Annotated in this window: 16 protein-coding genes and 2 pseudogenes; 14 read left to right on the forward strand and 4 right to left on the reverse strand. The window is 69.5% G+C overall.

Going from position 1 to position 15,295, the window contains the following annotated elements; translation table 11 throughout:
- Positions 1 to 53 precede the first annotated feature (53 nt).
- The 3 genes from AB0M73_RS16645 to AB0M73_RS16655 are packed head-to-tail and all read left to right on the forward strand — an operon-like array spanning position 54 to position 3,693.
- On the forward strand, positions 54 to 1,196 hold the full coding sequence (locus tag AB0M73_RS16645) for a glycosyltransferase (RefSeq protein WP_363891477.1): 1,143 nt from the start codon (positions 54 to 56) through the stop codon (positions 1,194 to 1,196).
- A complete protein-coding gene (locus AB0M73_RS16650) occupies positions 1,193 to 2,209 on the forward strand; it encodes a hypothetical protein (RefSeq protein ID WP_363891478.1) in 1,017 nt (338 codons plus the stop codon). Before AB0M73_RS16645 ends, AB0M73_RS16650 begins: the two co-directional genes overlap by 4 nt.
- Positions 2,206 to 3,693: a glycoside hydrolase family 130 protein gene (locus AB0M73_RS16655; RefSeq protein WP_363891479.1), complete on the forward strand. Its 1,488-nt coding sequence runs from the start codon at positions 2,206 to 2,208 to the stop codon at positions 3,691 to 3,693. Before AB0M73_RS16650 ends, AB0M73_RS16655 begins: the two co-directional genes overlap by 4 nt.
- A 413-nt stretch (positions 3,694 to 4,106) precedes the next feature.
- Here the strand turns inward: AB0M73_RS16655 and AB0M73_RS16660 are convergent, their stop codons facing one another.
- Entirely contained in the window at positions 4,107 to 4,394 is a 288-nt protein-coding gene (locus AB0M73_RS16660; protein ID WP_363891480.1) for an Hsp20/alpha crystallin family protein, read from the reverse strand.
- A gap of 227 nt (positions 4,395 to 4,621) precedes the next feature.
- On the opposite strand from AB0M73_RS16660, the pseudogene AB0M73_RS16665 reads away from it, so the two are divergent.
- The 10 genes and pseudogenes from AB0M73_RS16665 (at position 4,622) to AB0M73_RS16710 (ending at position 11,814) form a co-directional block, all read left to right on the forward strand.
- Positions 4,622 to 5,189 (forward strand): annotated as a pseudogene (locus AB0M73_RS16665) (response regulator transcription factor).
- Between the two features lie 37 nt (positions 5,190 to 5,226).
- Positions 5,227 to 6,087, forward strand: coding sequence for a slipin family protein (locus AB0M73_RS16670; protein ID WP_363891481.1), 861 nt, complete (start codon positions 5,227 to 5,229; stop codon positions 6,085 to 6,087).
- Positions 6,088 to 6,431: 344 nt separating this feature from the next.
- Entirely contained in the window at positions 6,432 to 7,064 is a 633-nt protein-coding gene (locus AB0M73_RS16675; protein WP_363891482.1) for a CBS domain-containing protein, read from the forward strand.
- Positions 7,061 to 7,549, forward strand: coding sequence for a GNAT family N-acetyltransferase (locus tag AB0M73_RS16680; protein ID WP_363891483.1), 489 nt, complete (start codon positions 7,061 to 7,063; stop codon positions 7,547 to 7,549). Before AB0M73_RS16675 ends, AB0M73_RS16680 begins: the two co-directional genes overlap by 4 nt.
- 64 nt (positions 7,550 to 7,613) lie before the next feature.
- The gene (locus AB0M73_RS16685; RefSeq protein ID WP_363891484.1) at positions 7,614 to 8,288 is read left to right on the forward strand and encodes a BON domain-containing protein; all 675 of its coding nucleotides are present in this window, start codon (positions 7,614 to 7,616) and stop codon (positions 8,286 to 8,288) included.
- A 97-nt stretch (positions 8,289 to 8,385) separates the two neighbouring features.
- Positions 8,386 to 9,105 carry a universal stress protein gene (locus tag AB0M73_RS16690; RefSeq protein WP_363891485.1) on the forward strand — a complete coding sequence of 240 codons (720 nt, stop codon included), beginning with the start codon at positions 8,386 to 8,388 and terminating at the stop codon, positions 9,103 to 9,105.
- A gap of 66 nt (positions 9,106 to 9,171) precedes the next feature.
- Positions 9,172 to 9,441, forward strand: coding sequence for a hypothetical protein (locus tag AB0M73_RS16695; protein ID WP_363891486.1), 270 nt, complete (start codon positions 9,172 to 9,174; stop codon positions 9,439 to 9,441).
- A 421-nt stretch (positions 9,442 to 9,862) separates the two neighbouring features.
- Positions 9,863 to 10,567, forward strand: coding sequence for a GAF and ANTAR domain-containing protein (locus AB0M73_RS16700; RefSeq protein WP_363891487.1), 705 nt, complete (start codon positions 9,863 to 9,865; stop codon positions 10,565 to 10,567).
- Positions 10,568 to 10,595: 28 nt separating this feature from the next.
- Complete coding sequence (locus tag AB0M73_RS16705; protein WP_363891488.1) at positions 10,596 to 11,354, forward strand: GAF and ANTAR domain-containing protein; 759 nt, start codon at positions 10,596 to 10,598, stop codon at positions 11,352 to 11,354.
- A gap of 268 nt (positions 11,355 to 11,622) precedes the next feature.
- Positions 11,623 to 11,814 (forward strand): hypothetical protein, encoded by a 192-nt coding sequence (locus tag AB0M73_RS16710; protein ID WP_363891489.1) that lies wholly within the window; start codon positions 11,623 to 11,625, stop codon positions 11,812 to 11,814.
- Positions 11,815 to 11,883: 69 nt separating this feature from the next.
- Here AB0M73_RS16710 and AB0M73_RS16715 read toward each other — a convergent pair whose 3' ends face one another.
- From AB0M73_RS16715 to AB0M73_RS16725, 3 genes and pseudogenes are all read right to left on the reverse strand, one after another.
- Positions 11,884 to 12,006, reverse strand: a complete 123-nt coding sequence (locus tag AB0M73_RS16715; RefSeq protein ID WP_363891490.1) for a hypothetical protein — start codon at positions 12,004 to 12,006, stop codon at positions 11,884 to 11,886.
- Positions 12,007 to 12,114: 108 nt separating this feature from the next.
- A pseudogene (locus AB0M73_RS16720) lies at positions 12,115 to 12,414 on the reverse strand (sigma factor-like helix-turn-helix DNA-binding protein); the annotation flags it as partial.
- Positions 12,415 to 13,193: 779 nt separating this feature from the next.
- The gene (locus AB0M73_RS16725) at positions 13,194 to 13,919 is read right to left on the reverse strand and encodes a GAF and ANTAR domain-containing protein (protein WP_363891491.1); all 726 of its coding nucleotides are present in this window, start codon (positions 13,917 to 13,919) and stop codon (positions 13,194 to 13,196) included.
- Between the two features lie 395 nt (positions 13,920 to 14,314).
- Between AB0M73_RS16725 and AB0M73_RS16730 the strand changes: the two genes are divergently transcribed.
- Entirely contained in the window at positions 14,315 to 15,205 is an 891-nt protein-coding gene (locus AB0M73_RS16730; protein WP_363891492.1) for an aminoglycoside phosphotransferase family protein, read from the forward strand.
- Positions 15,206 to 15,295 lie beyond the last annotated feature (90 nt).

Here is a 15,295-nt window from a genome sequence, read left to right on the forward strand (position 1 = left end):
CCACCCGTGTGCGGCCATCAACGCCGCGCCCCACTCTGGAAGGCCGGTCATCCATGACTCGAACCTACGGTTTCCTCAGCACCTATCCGCCGACACAGTGCGGCCTGGCCACGTTCAGCTCCGCGCTACGTCGGCATCTGACCACACCATGGTCGACGGGCTCGAACGACGTCGTGCGCGTGGTCCACGCCCCGTCCCCGTCCGACCGACCCGAGGTCGTTCACCAGCTGGTGAACGGCACGCCCGGCGGCACGAACGCGGCCGCCGCTGCGCTGAACCGCACCGATGTCGCCATCGTCCAACACGAGTACGGCATCTACGGCGGCCCCGACGGCGAGGACGTGATCGAGGTGCTCGCCGGTCTGCGCGTCCCGGCCATCGTGGTGCTGCACACCGTGCTGGGCTCACCCACCCGCAACCAGCGACGGGTCCTCAACGAGGTCGTCGCCCACGCGGACGCGGTCGTGACGATGTCGGACACCGCCGCGCACCGGCTGCTGGACGGCTACACCGTGCCGGAGCCCGCCAGTCTCGTCGTCATCCCGCACGGCGCGGTCACCGCCAAGCACACCGGCGGCACCTCCGGGCAGGCCGGCGGCCGACCGATGATCCTGACCTGGGGTCTGCTGGGCCGGGGCAAGGGCATCGAATGGGCGATCCCGGCGATCGCCGGGCTGCGTGGGCTCACCCCGCCGCCGCGCTATCTGGTGGCGGGTCAGACCCATCCGCAGGTGTTGCTGCACGAGGGCGAGGCGTACCGGTCGAGCCTGATCGCCCAGGCCGGCGTGGTCGGCGTGGCGGACATGGTGGAGTTCGACTCCGTCTATCGCGACGACGCGGCGCTGGCCGAGCTGGTCCGGCAGGCCGATGTCGTGCTCCTGCCTTACGACTCGCCGGAACAGGTCACCTCCGGTGTGCTCATCGAGGCCGTCGCGGCACGGCGCCCGGTGGTAGCCACCCGGTTCCCGCACGCGGTCGAACTGCTCTCCGGCGGCGCCGGTCTACTCGTCCCGCACCGGGACCCCAAGGCGATCACGGCCGCGCTGCTGCGGGTGTTGGCCGAGCCCGGCCTGGCGGCCGGTATGGCGGCCAAGGCATCGAGCCTGGCCCCGAGTCTGCGCTGGCCCGCAGTGGCCGCACGGTACCGGGAGCTGGCGGACAGCCTGGTCGCGTCCCGTACCGACCTGCCGGTGTGACCGGCTTCGAGCTGAGCTACGAGCACCTCTACCGCCTCAGCGACGACACCGGGTTGCACGAACACGCCATCGGCCCCCTCCCTCGTCGTGGGCACGGGTACTGCCTCGACGACGTCGCACGCGGACTGGTGGTGCTGTGCCGCGAAACCGAGCCATCCGACGCCGTGGTCCGCCTACTCGAGCGCTATCTCGCCTTCGTCGTGCACGCGCAGGACACCGAAGGGCGCTTTCACAACCGGCTGGGGTACGACCGGCGCTGGGAGGACGGGCCGGGCTTGGGCGACTGGTGGGGCCGTGCCCTGTGGGCCTTGGGCACCGCTGTGGCCCGTGGCCCCGCTCCGTGGGTACGCCAGACCGCGCTGGCCCGCTTCGAGGCGAGCGCCGCGCACCGCCCGCCGTCGGCGCGGTCGATGGCCTTCGCCGCGCTCGGCGCCGCCGAGGTCCTGGTGGACCGACCCACGCACGGACTGGCCATCGCGCTGCTGGCGGACGCCGCCGCCGTGATCGGCGGTCCGCGTCCGGACCCCGAATGGCCCTGGCCCGAACACCGGCTGTACTACGCGAACGCGCTGCTGCCCGAGGTGCTCATCGCCGCCGGCAACGCCTTTGCCGACAAGAAGATCCTTGCCCGCGGCCTGCGGCTGCTCGACTGGTTGCTGACCGTGGAGACCCGTGGCGGTCACCTGTCGCCCGTCCCGGTCGGGGGCTGGCAGCTCGGCGAGCCACGCCCGGCGTTCGACCAGCAACCCATCGAGGTCGCCGCCGTCGCCGACGCCTGCGCCAGGGCGTTCGCCGTCACCGGCGACCAGCTGTGGGCCGACGGGTGCCGACTGGCCGGCGACTGGTTCCTCGGCGACAACGACGCCGGCATCCCGTTGCACGATCCGCACACCGGCGGCGGCTACGACGGGCTGCACCGGTTCGGCCGCAACGAGAACCAGGGCGCGGAGTCGACGCTCGCGTTGATCTCCACCCTTCAGCACCATCGACAGTTCGCCAAGGAGCTCCGTTGACCACTTCACCGGGCCTCGACCCCGCCCTGGCCGTCCGCACGCCGCTGCGGCTGCTGCCCCACCCCCGCCGGGTGATCACGAAACTGTTCATCCCCGGTGAGGAACGACCCGAGCACGACAGCCGCTCCGCCGCCGTGATCCGGCGCGTGCTGGCCATGGACGAGCAGACCGTGACCGAGACGCTGCTGCGGACCACGCGGCTGTTCGCCGGGCGCCATCCACGTCTGGCGGACACTTTCGCCGAGCACTTCGACATCGTCAGTCACCGCCTCGACAAGCGGCTGGACGTGTCAGCGCAACGCCGGCAACTGATCGGCGCGTACTTCACCCACGAGTACGCGGTGGAGGCCGCCGCGCTGTGCAACCCGTCGATGGTCACTCACCCCGACCAGTCCGGCCTGGCCGACGGCGAGCTGCGGTTCGTGCTGAGCGTGCGGGGCATCGGCGAGGGGCACCTGTCCTCGATCGGTTTCCGCACCGGCGTGATCGGCGCGGACGGTCAACCACGCTTCGACCCGCCTCGCCGTTTCCTCACCGTCGGTCGGTCCCGTCCTCCCGTCTACGAGCGGGCGCTGTTCGACGGCAAGCTCCTCGACTTCGGCCACGACGACGAGATCCGCGTCGTGCTGCGCCGCCGCCTGCCGGAACGGTTCACCACGGCCGAACTCGACGAGGTGCTCGACGAACTGCACCCGCGGCTGGTGTCACGGCCCAGCGCGTACCGGACGATCGAGCAGATCCGGTGGATCGCCGCCAACAACTACGTCACGGAATTTCCCGACGACAGTTGGCTGAGCGAACGCGTGCTGTGGCCGACCGGTCCTGCCGAGTGCCAAGGCATGGAGGACGCGCGGTTCACCCGGTTCGTCCACGACGACGGCACAGCGACCTACTACGCCACCTACACGGCGTACGACGGTGACGCGGTGACACCGCAACTGTTGCACACCCGGGACTTCCGCACCTTCGACGTCTCGCAGATGACGGGGGCGGCCGCCCGGAACAAGGGCATGGCGCTGTTTCCGCGTCGTGTCGGCGGCCGGTTCGTCGCGCTGTCCCGCGGCGACGCCGAGAGCACCAGCATCGTGACATCCCAGAACATCCAGACCTGGCAGGATCCGCAGACGCTGCAGGCCCCGGCCCGGGACTGGGAACTGGTGCAGGTGGGCAACTGCGGCTCGCCGATCGAGACCGAGCACGGCTGGCTGGTGCTCACCCACGGCGTCGGCCCGATGCGGGTCTACTCCATCGGCGCCATGCTGCTCGACCTCGACCATCCCGAGCGGGTGCTCGCCGCGCTGCCGGAACCACTGCTGAGCGCGGACGCCACCGAACGCGACGGCTACGTGCCCAATGTCGTCTATTCCTGCGGCGGACTGCTGCACCGCGACACCGTGGTCATTCCCTACGGCGCCAGCGACGCGACGATCGCGGTGGCCACCGTCGCACTGCCGGAACTACTCGATCGGATGCGCCGCGCCTGAACCGAAATCGAAGTGACAGGCTGACTTCAGGCCCGAGAGCCACGGTAGCGGAGCCGCGGAGCAGGACACGCCGACTGCTCGACGCCGTCGCTGGAGTCGCTCGACGACGGCGGAACACGCACGTCGGTGGCCGTCGGCGACGCCATGCCGGCACCGCTGAACCTGTGTGACTTCGTCGAACGCCCGCAGTCGTTCGGTGTCCCGCCGGGCCAGCCGCACAGTCGACTGGCCAATGTGGACGAACGACGACGCGGTCGGGCGGCGCCTTCGACGTCCGGTCCGAGCCCGGCTCGGGCCTGTCGGTGCGATGGGCCGTTCCGTTGACACCGTCGGGGACCTGACGCCCAAGCCGACCGAGGACACTGGTCCCCGGGCCTTGTGACGCGCCACGGCATGGTCGCGGCTCCAGCCGACTACTTGTTGGCGTTGAACGAGATCGGTACCCGGTGCGGCGACATGGACTTCTCGATCGGCCCGTGGATCTCCAGGATGCCATTGGTGTAGCTCGCGCTCACCTTGGTGGCCTCGACAGCGGCCGGCAGCGCCACGGTGCGGGACACGCCGCCATAACGGAACTCGCTCTGCTGGCCGTCGTGCTTGGCCTGCTCGCGCTTCGCGGAGATGGTGAGGGCGCCGTCCGCTGAACGGCAGGGCGGACTCGAGCCAGGCGAAGATCTCGGGCGCCACGGCACTGGCGGCATAGCGAGTCATCGTCGTCATGTTCACTCCTTCTGTTCGGTCGTTCCGGGTGATGACTCAAGACGACGCCCCCGCCCACAATTCCGGCAGGCGCCGAAGCGCCCGGCTTGTGTCGAGACGCCAATCACCTTGCCGGAAAAGAAAAGTGAAACCGCGCGCCGTTGGCTCCGCAGGCGTACAGTCGAAGTCAGCGACACCGCGTCGGCTGCGGCCGGACGGAGGTCAGCCGATGGTCATCTCCGTGTTCCTGTTCGCCGACCACGAGGTGGTTCGACGCGGTATCTTGCCGTTGCTCGACACCGAGCCGGACATCCTCGTCGTCGGCGAGGCGGCGACCGCGGCCCAGGCGCTGGCGCGGATCCCCAGGCCGTGTCCAGATGGGGCGATCCTCGACGTGCGGTTGCCCGACGGACACTGTGTGAGCGTCTGCCGGAGATCCGGTCGTCTATCGAGCCGCCACCGACCTGTCTGATGGCCGGCGCGGCGGGCTATCTGCTCAAGCAGGTGACGGGCACCGAGCCGACCGGCGCTGTGCGCGCGGTCGTCGGCGGCGAGTCGCTGCTGGCCCCGCGAGTCGCGGCCACCGTGCTCGCCCGGCTGCGACGCCGTGGCGGCGCGCAGGACCCGCGCTACGCGTCGCTGAGCCGCAGGAACGCCGCATCCTGGAGCTGATCGCCGGGCAGCCGCACCTGGCCGGGAAGACGGTGAAGAACGACGTCTCGTCGGTCCCGCACAAGCTGGGCTTCGCCCACCGCACCGAGGCGGCGGTCTACGCCACCCGCCGGCGACGCGACTGACCGCCCTGATTTCTCCTACGCCACAACGAGGTGCACCATGAACGTTGTCATCATCGTCCTTGTCGTCGTCGCGCTGATCCTGCTGGCGACCGCGCTGAAGATCATCAAACAGTACGAGCGGGGCGTGTTGTTCCGCTTCGGCCGGGTGCAGGGCACCCGCGAACCGGGCCTGCGCGTGATCATCCCGTTCGTCGATGTGCTGCGCCGGGTGGCGCTGCGGATCATCACGATGCCGATCCAGTCCCAGGGCATCATCACCCGCGACAACGTCAGCGTCGACGTCTCCGCCGTCGCCTACTTCCGGGTCGTCGACGCGGTGAAGTCCGTCGTGGCGATCGAGAACGTCAACGCGGCCATCGACCAGATCGCCCAGACCACCCTGCGCAAGGTCGTCGGCCAGCACACCCTGGACCAGACGCTGTCGGAGACCGACAAGATCAACCTCGATATCCGCAAGATCCTCGACGTCGCCACCCTGGACTGGGGCGTCGAGGTCACTCTGGTTGAGCTCAAGGACATCCAGCTGCCCGACACCATGAAGCGCGCGATGGCCCGCCAGGCCGAGGCCGAGCGGGAGAAGCGTGCCAAGATCATCAACGCCGAGGGCGAGTTGCTCGCGGCCGCCGCGCTCGGCGAGGCCAGCGACGTCATGGTCGCCCACCCACTCGCGCTGCAACTGCGCAACCTGCAGAGCCTGGTCGAGATCGGCGTGGACAAGAACACCACCGTCGTGTTCCCCGCCCCGCTGATGAGCACCATCGGCGAGCTCGGCTCGTTCCTCGCCCGCGAGACCGCGGCCGCGAGCCAGGCCGGGCAGACGACGGCGCCCACGCCGCGCATCGCCAACGGCGCCGGGGAGTACGACCGGGCCGTGCCCGCCCCCGGCTCGGTCCAGTAAACCCTACCGACGACGGGATCCGTCCGGCCGACCACAGCCGGGCGGTACGGGCCGATGACCACCCGAATGTCCGGTGCGCCAGGCACTTTCGTGCCTCGCCGAACTGTGCGACGGTGAGGTTTCCGACCATCCGAGACCCTGATGGCCCGTTTCCGGTGTGATCAGGAGGTGTGGGATGCGCGCGACTCGTGACATGGGCGTCCGGAGCCCCGATGCGACAGCCGTCGACGAACAGTGATGACCGAACACGGGCATGGCCGCGCCGGGGCCTCACCGCACCAGACGGTCACCCGGCCCCGGGAACCCGGACGATGCCCGCGACGGCAGGGCTGTGAGGAACTGACGTGAGAGCACAGGACGTGATGAGCAGCCCCGCGGTGACGCTGCACCCCGAGCTGTCCGTTCGGGAGGCGGCGAAAATACTGTCGGCCAACGGGTTCACCGCCGCGCCCGTCGTCGACGGCAACGGACGGCTACTCGGCATGGTCACCGAGACCGACCTGGTGGGCGACCGCATCCTGCCGGACGGCCGCAGCCGCATCTGGCGGGAAGCGGAGCCCTTGGTCGATCCCCCGGCGAGCAAGCCCGCTGCCACCGTCGACGAGGTGATGACCAAGCCCGCCGTCAGTGTCACGCCGGACACCGACGTCCGCGACGTCGCCCGGACGATGCTCGCCGCCCAGGTCCGCAGCGTCCCCGTCGTGGACGCCATGGGCGTCATCGGCGTGCTCACCCGGCACGACCTGCTGAAACTGGTCGCCAGAGACGACATGTCGATCGCGGCGGCCGTACGGTCCCATCTGGCCGCCTACCGTGGCCGTGACCACTGGACCGTGTCGGTGCACGACGGCGCCGTCACCATCGTCGACGATCTGGATGACGCGACCGACCGTCACGTCGCCAGGGTCATCGCCGAGGCGGTCGCCGGCGTCGGCTCGGTCGAGGTCAGCGCCCGCCGGCACGAGTCGTCCCGATGAACCCCGTCCCGATGGTCCGCCAACTGCGCACAGCGGACGGCCCCGCCGTGCGCGAACTGCACGACGACCTCTCCGAGCGCGACACCTACCTCCGATTCTTCACACTTCGGCCCGCCCGCCTGCCACAGTTCGTCGACCGACTGGTCAGCGACGTCGCGCGCCGGGCGGCCATCGGCGCGTTCGTCGACGACCGACTCGTCGGCGTGGCCAGCTACGAGGTGGCCTCGAACTCGGTCTCGGCGGACATCGCCGTTGTCGTGGCGCACCGCGCGCGGACCCAGGGCATCGGCACGATTCTGTTGCGGGACCTGGTGTCCTTGGCGCAAGCGGCCGGGCTGCGGCGATTCACGGCGGAGGTGCTCGTCGAGAACACCGCGATGCTGCGGGTGCTGCGCGACTGCGGCCGGCCCAGCACCGTCACGCGAGCCGGCTCGGTGAACCATGTCGTCGTTGAACTGGACGCCGCGTGGGCCGCCGACGCGTGAACGGTCCGTGCCGGGGAGGCGCAGGCCTCCGGGATATGCCCGGCATCGAGAACAGGATGGGGACATGACGTTCACCCAGCTACAGAACGACAGCCAGCTCAAGACCGCGATCATGGACGAGCTCGCGTGGACCGCGAGCGTTGACGCCGACCGGATCGACGTGGCGATCACCGACGGCGCCGTGACGCTGTCGGGTGACGTGCGTTCCTATCCCGAGCACGAGGCCGCGCTGCACGCGGCGATGCGGGTACACGGCGTCGTGGCCGTGGCCGACGAGATGGTGGTGCGGCACACCTCGGACGTGCCCGACGACAGCGACCTCGCCCGCGAGGCAGCGGCCGTGTTCGACCATCTGACCGTGATCCTGCCGCGCGGCTCCGTACAGACCAGCGTGCACGATCACGTGATCACCTTGTCCGGCGCGGTGACCTGGCAGTACCAGCGTGAGGCCGCCCAGCAGGCCGTGACCGCGCTGCCCGGCGTGACCGGCGTGCACAACATGATCACTCTCAAGCCGACCGTCGAGGTATCTGGGCCGGACGCCAAGACCCGGATCACCGCGGCACTGGTGCGCGACGCACAGGTGAACGCGCGACGCATCCACATCGACGTCACCGGCAGCAAGATCAGGTTGACCGGCTCCGTGTCCTCGCTCGCCGAACGGCGGCAGGCCGAGCACGCGGCCTGGTTCACACCGGGAGTCACCCACGTCACCAATGAGTTGAGCGTCGCTCGCTGACGGGTGACGAGGCCGGCGATCGTTGCTGGCCGAGGGAAAAGTGATCACGCCTGCACACGGCGAATGCGGCAACCAGACACGAGGAGACGAGCCAGCCATGACAAGTCAGGTCCCCGCCGACACGGCGCCGGAACGTGTCACCGTCGGCACCGACGGCTCGTACTGGGGCGACCGCGCGCTGTCCTGGGGAACGGAACACGCACGGCTGCGCGGCGCCCGGCTGCGGGTGCTACACCCGGCGACCGACGACCCGGTGTCGACGTTGGCGCACGCGAGTGCGACCAGCGACCTGGTGGTGATGGGCTGCCGGGGTCACCGGCATCGGCTACTGGGTCTCGGCGAGGCGGTGCTGCCCACAGTTGCGGCGGCGCACTGCGACGTGCTGGTCGTACGTGGCAGGGGCGCGGCCCAACGCGGTGAGAACCGGTGCGTCACCGCGATGGTCAGCGGCGGCCGGGACGACGTGACCGTCGTGGAGCACGCGGCCGCCATGGCGACCTCCCATCACGCGCGCATGGAAGTCGTTCACGCGGAGCCGCCCACCACCTTGGACGACAGCGTGTTCGCCGAGAAGCTGCGGATGGAGACCCTACGACTGCGGACCACGGTGACCACGGTGCGGACGCTGCCGCACGAGGTGATCGCCAACAGCGACGGTTCCGACCTGATCGTGCTCGGTCGGGGCCAATCCGCCGGTCGGCCGTCGAATCCGGGCGTCGTCACGAAGACGGCGCTGCACCACGCCCCGTGCCCGGTCCTCGTCGTGCACCCGGCCACCCAGCGAGCACGCGTCGCCGGACCAGGCGAAATGCCGTAACGTCGACCGGGTTGGTTGATGCTGCTCCAGCCCCTGGCGGCGCCGGTGGACGTCGGAGGAGCGGTCATGATCGTCAGTCAAGTCCCGTCGCAGCGGTCACCAGTCCCGGGACCCGATGGCGTCGGCATCGACGACCTGCCGGTGCTGTTCTCCTATCCGCCACTGCACGGATCGACGCTGCACAGCCTGCTGTTCCCGGTGGTCGTCCGTTGCACGGCGTGCGACCGCTCGGGCCACAGCGTGCTGGTCGCGACCCACACCGCAACCGGCGAGATCCTCTGCGCCGCCTGCTACGGCGTTTCGGCCCAGGCGGCGGCCGCGGTCCTGGATGGCTGAGCCGCCGCTCCTCACACCAACTGGTCCACTGTGATGAAGTTGAGTGGCGTCCGGCCCGGCTCGTTCCCGCTCAGGCACCACTGTGGGAGTCTTGGTGACAGACGCGGCGTGTGGCCGCGTCGTCTACGACATCGTGTCATCCGACCACCCCAGACCACTGGTGGCTCGCCCCGGTGCGATCAGGAGGTGCGGATGGGCGCCACGGCGTTGCTCTCGGCGACGGCCACCCAGCGGTCACCGACCACGAACGAGGCTCCGGCCTTGGGATACCTGCGCACTCTGAGCTGGATTGCGCGCCGGCCGCGCCCGGTCGCCTCGACGCTGATCCTCCTGGCATCTGCCGACCGCGGCCCGTGACGAGACGGGCACGTGGACGCTGTGAGTGCCTACTATCTTTCACCGCGGCAGGACGGGCGGCGCCGTGACCGAGAACCATCGGCTGCGGTTGCGCGCGCTGCTCGCGGTCAACGGCGACCACACCGTCGGCGCGCTGACCCGGATCTGCTCGCTGGCGGTGCGGGAACTCCAGGTCGACGGTGTCGGCGTGACGCTGGTCAGCCGGGCCGGCACCGCCCACGCCCAACAGCGCCTGGTGCACGCCAGCGACCCCATCTCCGCCCGACTGGAGGACCTCCAGTTGACCGTCGGCGAAGGCCCGGGGCTGACCGCGGTCACCTCCGGCGCCCCGGTGCTCGTGCCCGACCTGGCCGCGGCCCGCGCCCGCTGGCCGGCCTTCTGCCCCGACGCCCAGCACATCGGCGCCGCCGCCCTGTTCGCGTTCCCACTGACTCTCGGAGCGATCGCCCTGGGCTCGCTGGACTGCTACCGCACCACACCCGGCGCGCTGAGCTCCGACCACGTCGCCCACGCGTTGATGCTGGCCGAGATGGCGTTCGAGGCGCTGCTGTCCGAGGTCGCCGGGCGCGCTCCCGACGACGTCGGCTGGATCTCCGACATCCACGCCGAGGTCCATCAGGCCACCGGCATGGTCAGCTACCAGCTCGGTGTCAGCGTGCAGGCGGCACTGCTCCGGATCCGGGCCTACGCCTACGTCCACGAACTGGCCGTCGCGGTGGTGGCCCGGCGGATCGTCGACCGCAGCCTGCTACTGGACACCGAGAACTGAACAGCAACGCGATGCGAAGGGAGCACGGGTGAACGACCATCACGAACAGCGGCTGGCACGGGTGTTCGTCGAACTGGCGGACACCCTGGTCGATGACTTCGACATGCTGGAGTTCCTGAGCATGCTCGTCGGGCGGTGCGTCGAGTTGCTCGATGTCGCCGCGGCCGGCGTCGTGCTGTCCGATCACCGAGGGGCGCTGCGGATGGCCGCGGCCTCCTCCGAGCAGGCCAGATTGGTCGAGCTGTTCGCAGTGCAGACCGACGACGGGCCGTGCCTGGACTGTGTCCGCACCGGTCTGCCCGTCTACAGCGCGAATCTGGCCGCCGACGAGGCCCGCTGGCCCCGGTTCGCCCCGGCCGCCGTCGCCGCGGGGTTCGTCGCGACGCACGCGGTGCCGATGCGGTTGCGCCGCAATGTGATCGGGGCGTTGAACCTGTTCAAGGCCGAGCCGAACGGCGTGGACCCGGCCAGCGTGCAACTGGGCCAGGCCCTCGCTGACGTGGCGACCATCGGCATGCTGCAACAACGGGCCATCGACGACAACACGGTTCTGGTCGAACAACTCCAGACCGCGCTGAACTCCCGTGTGGTCATCGAGCAGGCCAAGGGCGTGCTGTCCGCGCACGCCGGCGTGGACATGGACCACGCCTTCACCGCGCTATGCGGTTACGCCCGCTCGCACAACCTTCGTCTGTCCGCGCTGGCCTTCACCGTGGCCAACGGAACCGCCGACCTCACCGCGATCATGACCGGCGGTGAGCGCCCGGCCCGGCGGGCGCAGCGGTGACCGGCGCCGCGTTCGTCACTGGCGCTGGCGACGACAGTCCCGAATGGACTTGTTGGCACCGTGTCCCTTCGGTCGACCTGAGCCGGTGAGGACAGTCACCCGAACAGGGCGTTCTTCCAGATCCGTCGTTCAGCGGTGGTGGATCGGTCGCCGTGGCAATAGCGTTGGAGTCCGGTCGAGACCCTGCCACACGGGGGTCGGTCGTCGGCATTCGCCAACCGCAGGGATGTTCTCCTCGTGTCGGCAAGCGACAAGAGGAGCACCCGCCATGTCAGTCGATCAGCTACGCCTCATCCCCGCCTGGGCACGGTCCGGCCTGGCCGCGACCATCGTCGATGTCGCACGCGTCGGTGACGTGTCGGTGGTGCGTGTCGCCGGAGCGGTGGACATGACGACCACCTGCCCGGTGAAGGTCGAACTGATGCGCCCGCGAGCAGGGCTCGGGTCTCACGGTCCATGACGGCGGCTTCGTCGGCTGGCACGACCATGACTCGCAGGCCGGCCACCGCGGCGGCCGCATCGGTGTCGGTCATCGTGTCCAGATCCAGTCCTGGATTTCGGGCATGTCCTCGAAGTGCTCGCGGATGTGGCTGTGGTGGCGCTCCAGCATGGTCAGGTGACTCGTCGCCCAGGCCGTCGGTCGGAAGCCCATTGCGTGAGACAGCCAGGCTTTGCGTGAATGCCCCACAGGACACCAGTGGGGCATTCGACACCTGCCCCCGGGAGTGGGCGCTCAGAACCGGCGTAGGTGTCCTCACGTTCACCGTCCGGAGCCCTGTCGATCCACAATGGACTCAAGTGACGACAGGCTTGCCGCCCCCGATTCATTCGCGGTCGACAAGTGTTGCGGGATCGCCTGATCGGCGTCGCGGGTGCGCGCTCGCCGGCCCGCGCACGGCGCTTGGGTTCCGTGGCGTCGCAAGCTCGCGCAACCTGGCCAGCGCCGATGCCGGGCCACACGGACCGTTCCCGGAGTGGATCCGAGCGCATCGGCCGTCTGCTCCGAGGACAGTCCGGCCACGACCCGCAACACCACGATCTCGCGTTGCTTGTCCGGCAGAGTCGCGGGCAGGCCCCGAGACCATCGAGAGGCACACCTCTCGAACCACATCGTCGGCCGATGCGAACGACCGATCGACCCACCGAGTCGAGCTCGGCAGTACCGCAGCACGAACGGCCGGACCGTCTCCACACCCGTTGCGTCGCAACAGGATCGCGGTCGATGGCCGCGTTGACCAACTCGCTGAACCGTTCGTCCTGCGGACTGTACGGCGGCCTCGGCGTCCGTGGTCCCACTGTGCGCACGTAGCGATGCCTGGCCGCCGCCTCGCCGACCAGCGCCAGAGCGGCCTCGGCATCGAGTGGTTCCGAACAATCGAGGAGAGCGGCTGACGTCCGCTGCAGCCAGCTGTCGGATTGCAACCCCTGAGCGGGCTGTCTGTTCAGTGAGCCACTGCGGCGGTGGTTGGATCCGCAGCCTGGCCGTCATGGTTGATGGACAAGGCTGCCCGGGGCCAGGGCAGAGTGGTGCGTCCAGCACTGGTGGCCGCTACTGCTCCCGCAGAGCCGATCGGACCAGTCACCATCGACGACAACATCGCGAGCCCAGACCAGATGCCACGACGTGAACGATCCCGCAGTCGAGAATGTTCGGGTTTTCCACGATTTGGGGGAACACAGGACACCAGCGCGCACGCACTGGGTGTCAACCGTCGCCGTGGTCGATGGCGGCGCATAACGGCTCGACGGTCGATGACCAGGCGGTCATGGTGCCCCCAGAGCGCCGGCACGTCCGTGCGGGAGCGGCGTCGTCTTCGAGACCGTCGCCGAAATGAGCTTTCACGGGTAGGTCTCGGGTCCGGCGTCGCCGGTGGGGTCCGGCACGAACCGCAGCTTGCGGTCCACCACGTCATCGGCGACCGCCGACAGGCGACGACCCGTGCTGAAAGCATATGCGCGCAGCCGCAGGAAGGCCGTGACGAGGTCGGTGCCCAGTTGCACCGAAACCATGCCAGCGGCCTGGTGAACCCCGGCCCACCGCATCCCGAACTCGCTGGCGAACAGTTCGTGCTCCGCCCGGGTGGGGATGTCGTGCACTCGGTCGAGTATCAGGTGCATCGCCACGTCGGCGTACAGCAGCGCGTCGATGCGCTCGGCGGCCGACAATCCACCCGAGACAACCCGATGAATCTCCAGAGTGCCCACCGCGATCGCGCCCATTGCCAGCGGGTACGCGAACGTCGCGCGAACGCCCATGGACCACGCCTGCGCTGCGAAGATCGGCCAGTCGCGTTGGGCCTGACGGTTGGACAGATCGGGCACCGCCACCGGCTGAATGTCGGCAAGTGCCCGCACGGCAGGGCCTTCGCCCAGGGTGACCTGCAACTCGGCGACACGTTCGCTGACCGGGTTGGTGGCGTGGACCGGTTCGCCCAGTCCGAGATCCCCGATCACGTACAGTGCGACACCGCTGGCGTGCAGCGCATTGGCACAGGCCTGGCACACGTGACGGACCGAGACCGGCGTTCCCTCGGCCCGAGCGAGGTCGTTGATGGCCGCCGCCACCCGGTCGGCCCGGTCGCTGCTCACATTCGCCATCCCGCGGTCCGCTGTCGACGCGGACTGCTCGTCGCACATCACGTTAGCCGGTGGCATTCCGGACCTGTTGTGCTCCATTGGCTCCAGGACTATTGCCCCCAGGGATCAGCCGGTCAGTCGCCACCAACCGGCGCGGACCATGCAGTGCCCGAGTGGCGGTAGATCGTGGTCCGGACGCGCCGTACGGTCCGTCGTGTACGCCGCTCTCAGCGTGCTTCATGCCGCGCCAGGACCCTGCGTGATCCCGGAGGCATCCCCGATCACGGACACACGGTGCCCGCATGCCTCCACGCGGCGTGGCCGCGGGCGAACCACTCCTGCGCCCCCGCCTGAGCAAGGGATCTAGGTTGAGCACTCACCCGGTGGACTCAGGATCCGACCCGCGTGCGCCGTGGGCGGTGCTGGCCCAGGCGTGCCGGCAGGTCGGGTTGGACCCCGCCGGCGCCACACTGGTTCGTCTGGTCAACAACGCGGTGTTCCGGCTGGTTCGGCATCGGGTCATGGTCCGCGTCACGCTGATCGAAGGGCTGGCGCATCGAGCCCACACCGCCGTGGCCGCCGGACGGATGCTGGCCGCCCACGGAATACCGGCGGTAAGACCGTTGCTGGGCATACCGAACCCGGTGCACCTCGATCGGCACGCGGTGAGCTTCTGGAAGGAGGTCATCGACACCGGCTCGACACCGACCGCCGTTCAGCTCGGTGACCTGCTCACCCGACTGCACCGCCTTCGGACCGCCGGTCTCGGGCTCCCGAGCTGGAACCCGATCGCCGACCTGCGCAGCAGGATCACCGCCACGCATGGGTGGGACCGGGGTGACGTCGACTTCCTGTCGCGGCGCTGCGGGGCGGTCGAATCCGCGCTGGCCGCGTTGGACTATCCGCTGCCGGCCGGGGTGATCCACGGCGACGCGCACCTGGGCAACATGATCACGACACCGGCCGGACCGGTGCTGTGCGACCTGGACACGGTGTGTGTCGGGCCCCGGGAATGGGACTTGGTGCCGCTCGCGGTCAGCCAGCTGCGCTTCGGACGCACGGTGGACGTCCATCGTCAGTTTGTCGACGCGTACGGCGTCGACATCACCACGTGGCCGGGGTTCCCGGTCCTACGCGAGCTTCGGGAACTCAAGCTAGCCGCGGTCGGGCTGCCCATCGCCTATCTGAATCCGGCAGTCGGCGTGGAGCTGCGGCTGCGGCTGCGATCCCTTCGCGCAGCCCACACCACCGCCCGGTGGACCCCTTATCAGTAGCCACATTCAAGATCTGCGGCGGTCGTGACGTGACCGGGGCGCGCGACGGGGCTGACATGTGGATGATCACAGCCACCGCCGCACCACCGC

This window comes from Kutzneria sp. NPDC051319, assembly GCF_040682195.1.
Taxonomy (GTDB): Bacteria; Actinomycetota; Actinomycetes; order Mycobacteriales; family Pseudonocardiaceae; genus Kutzneria.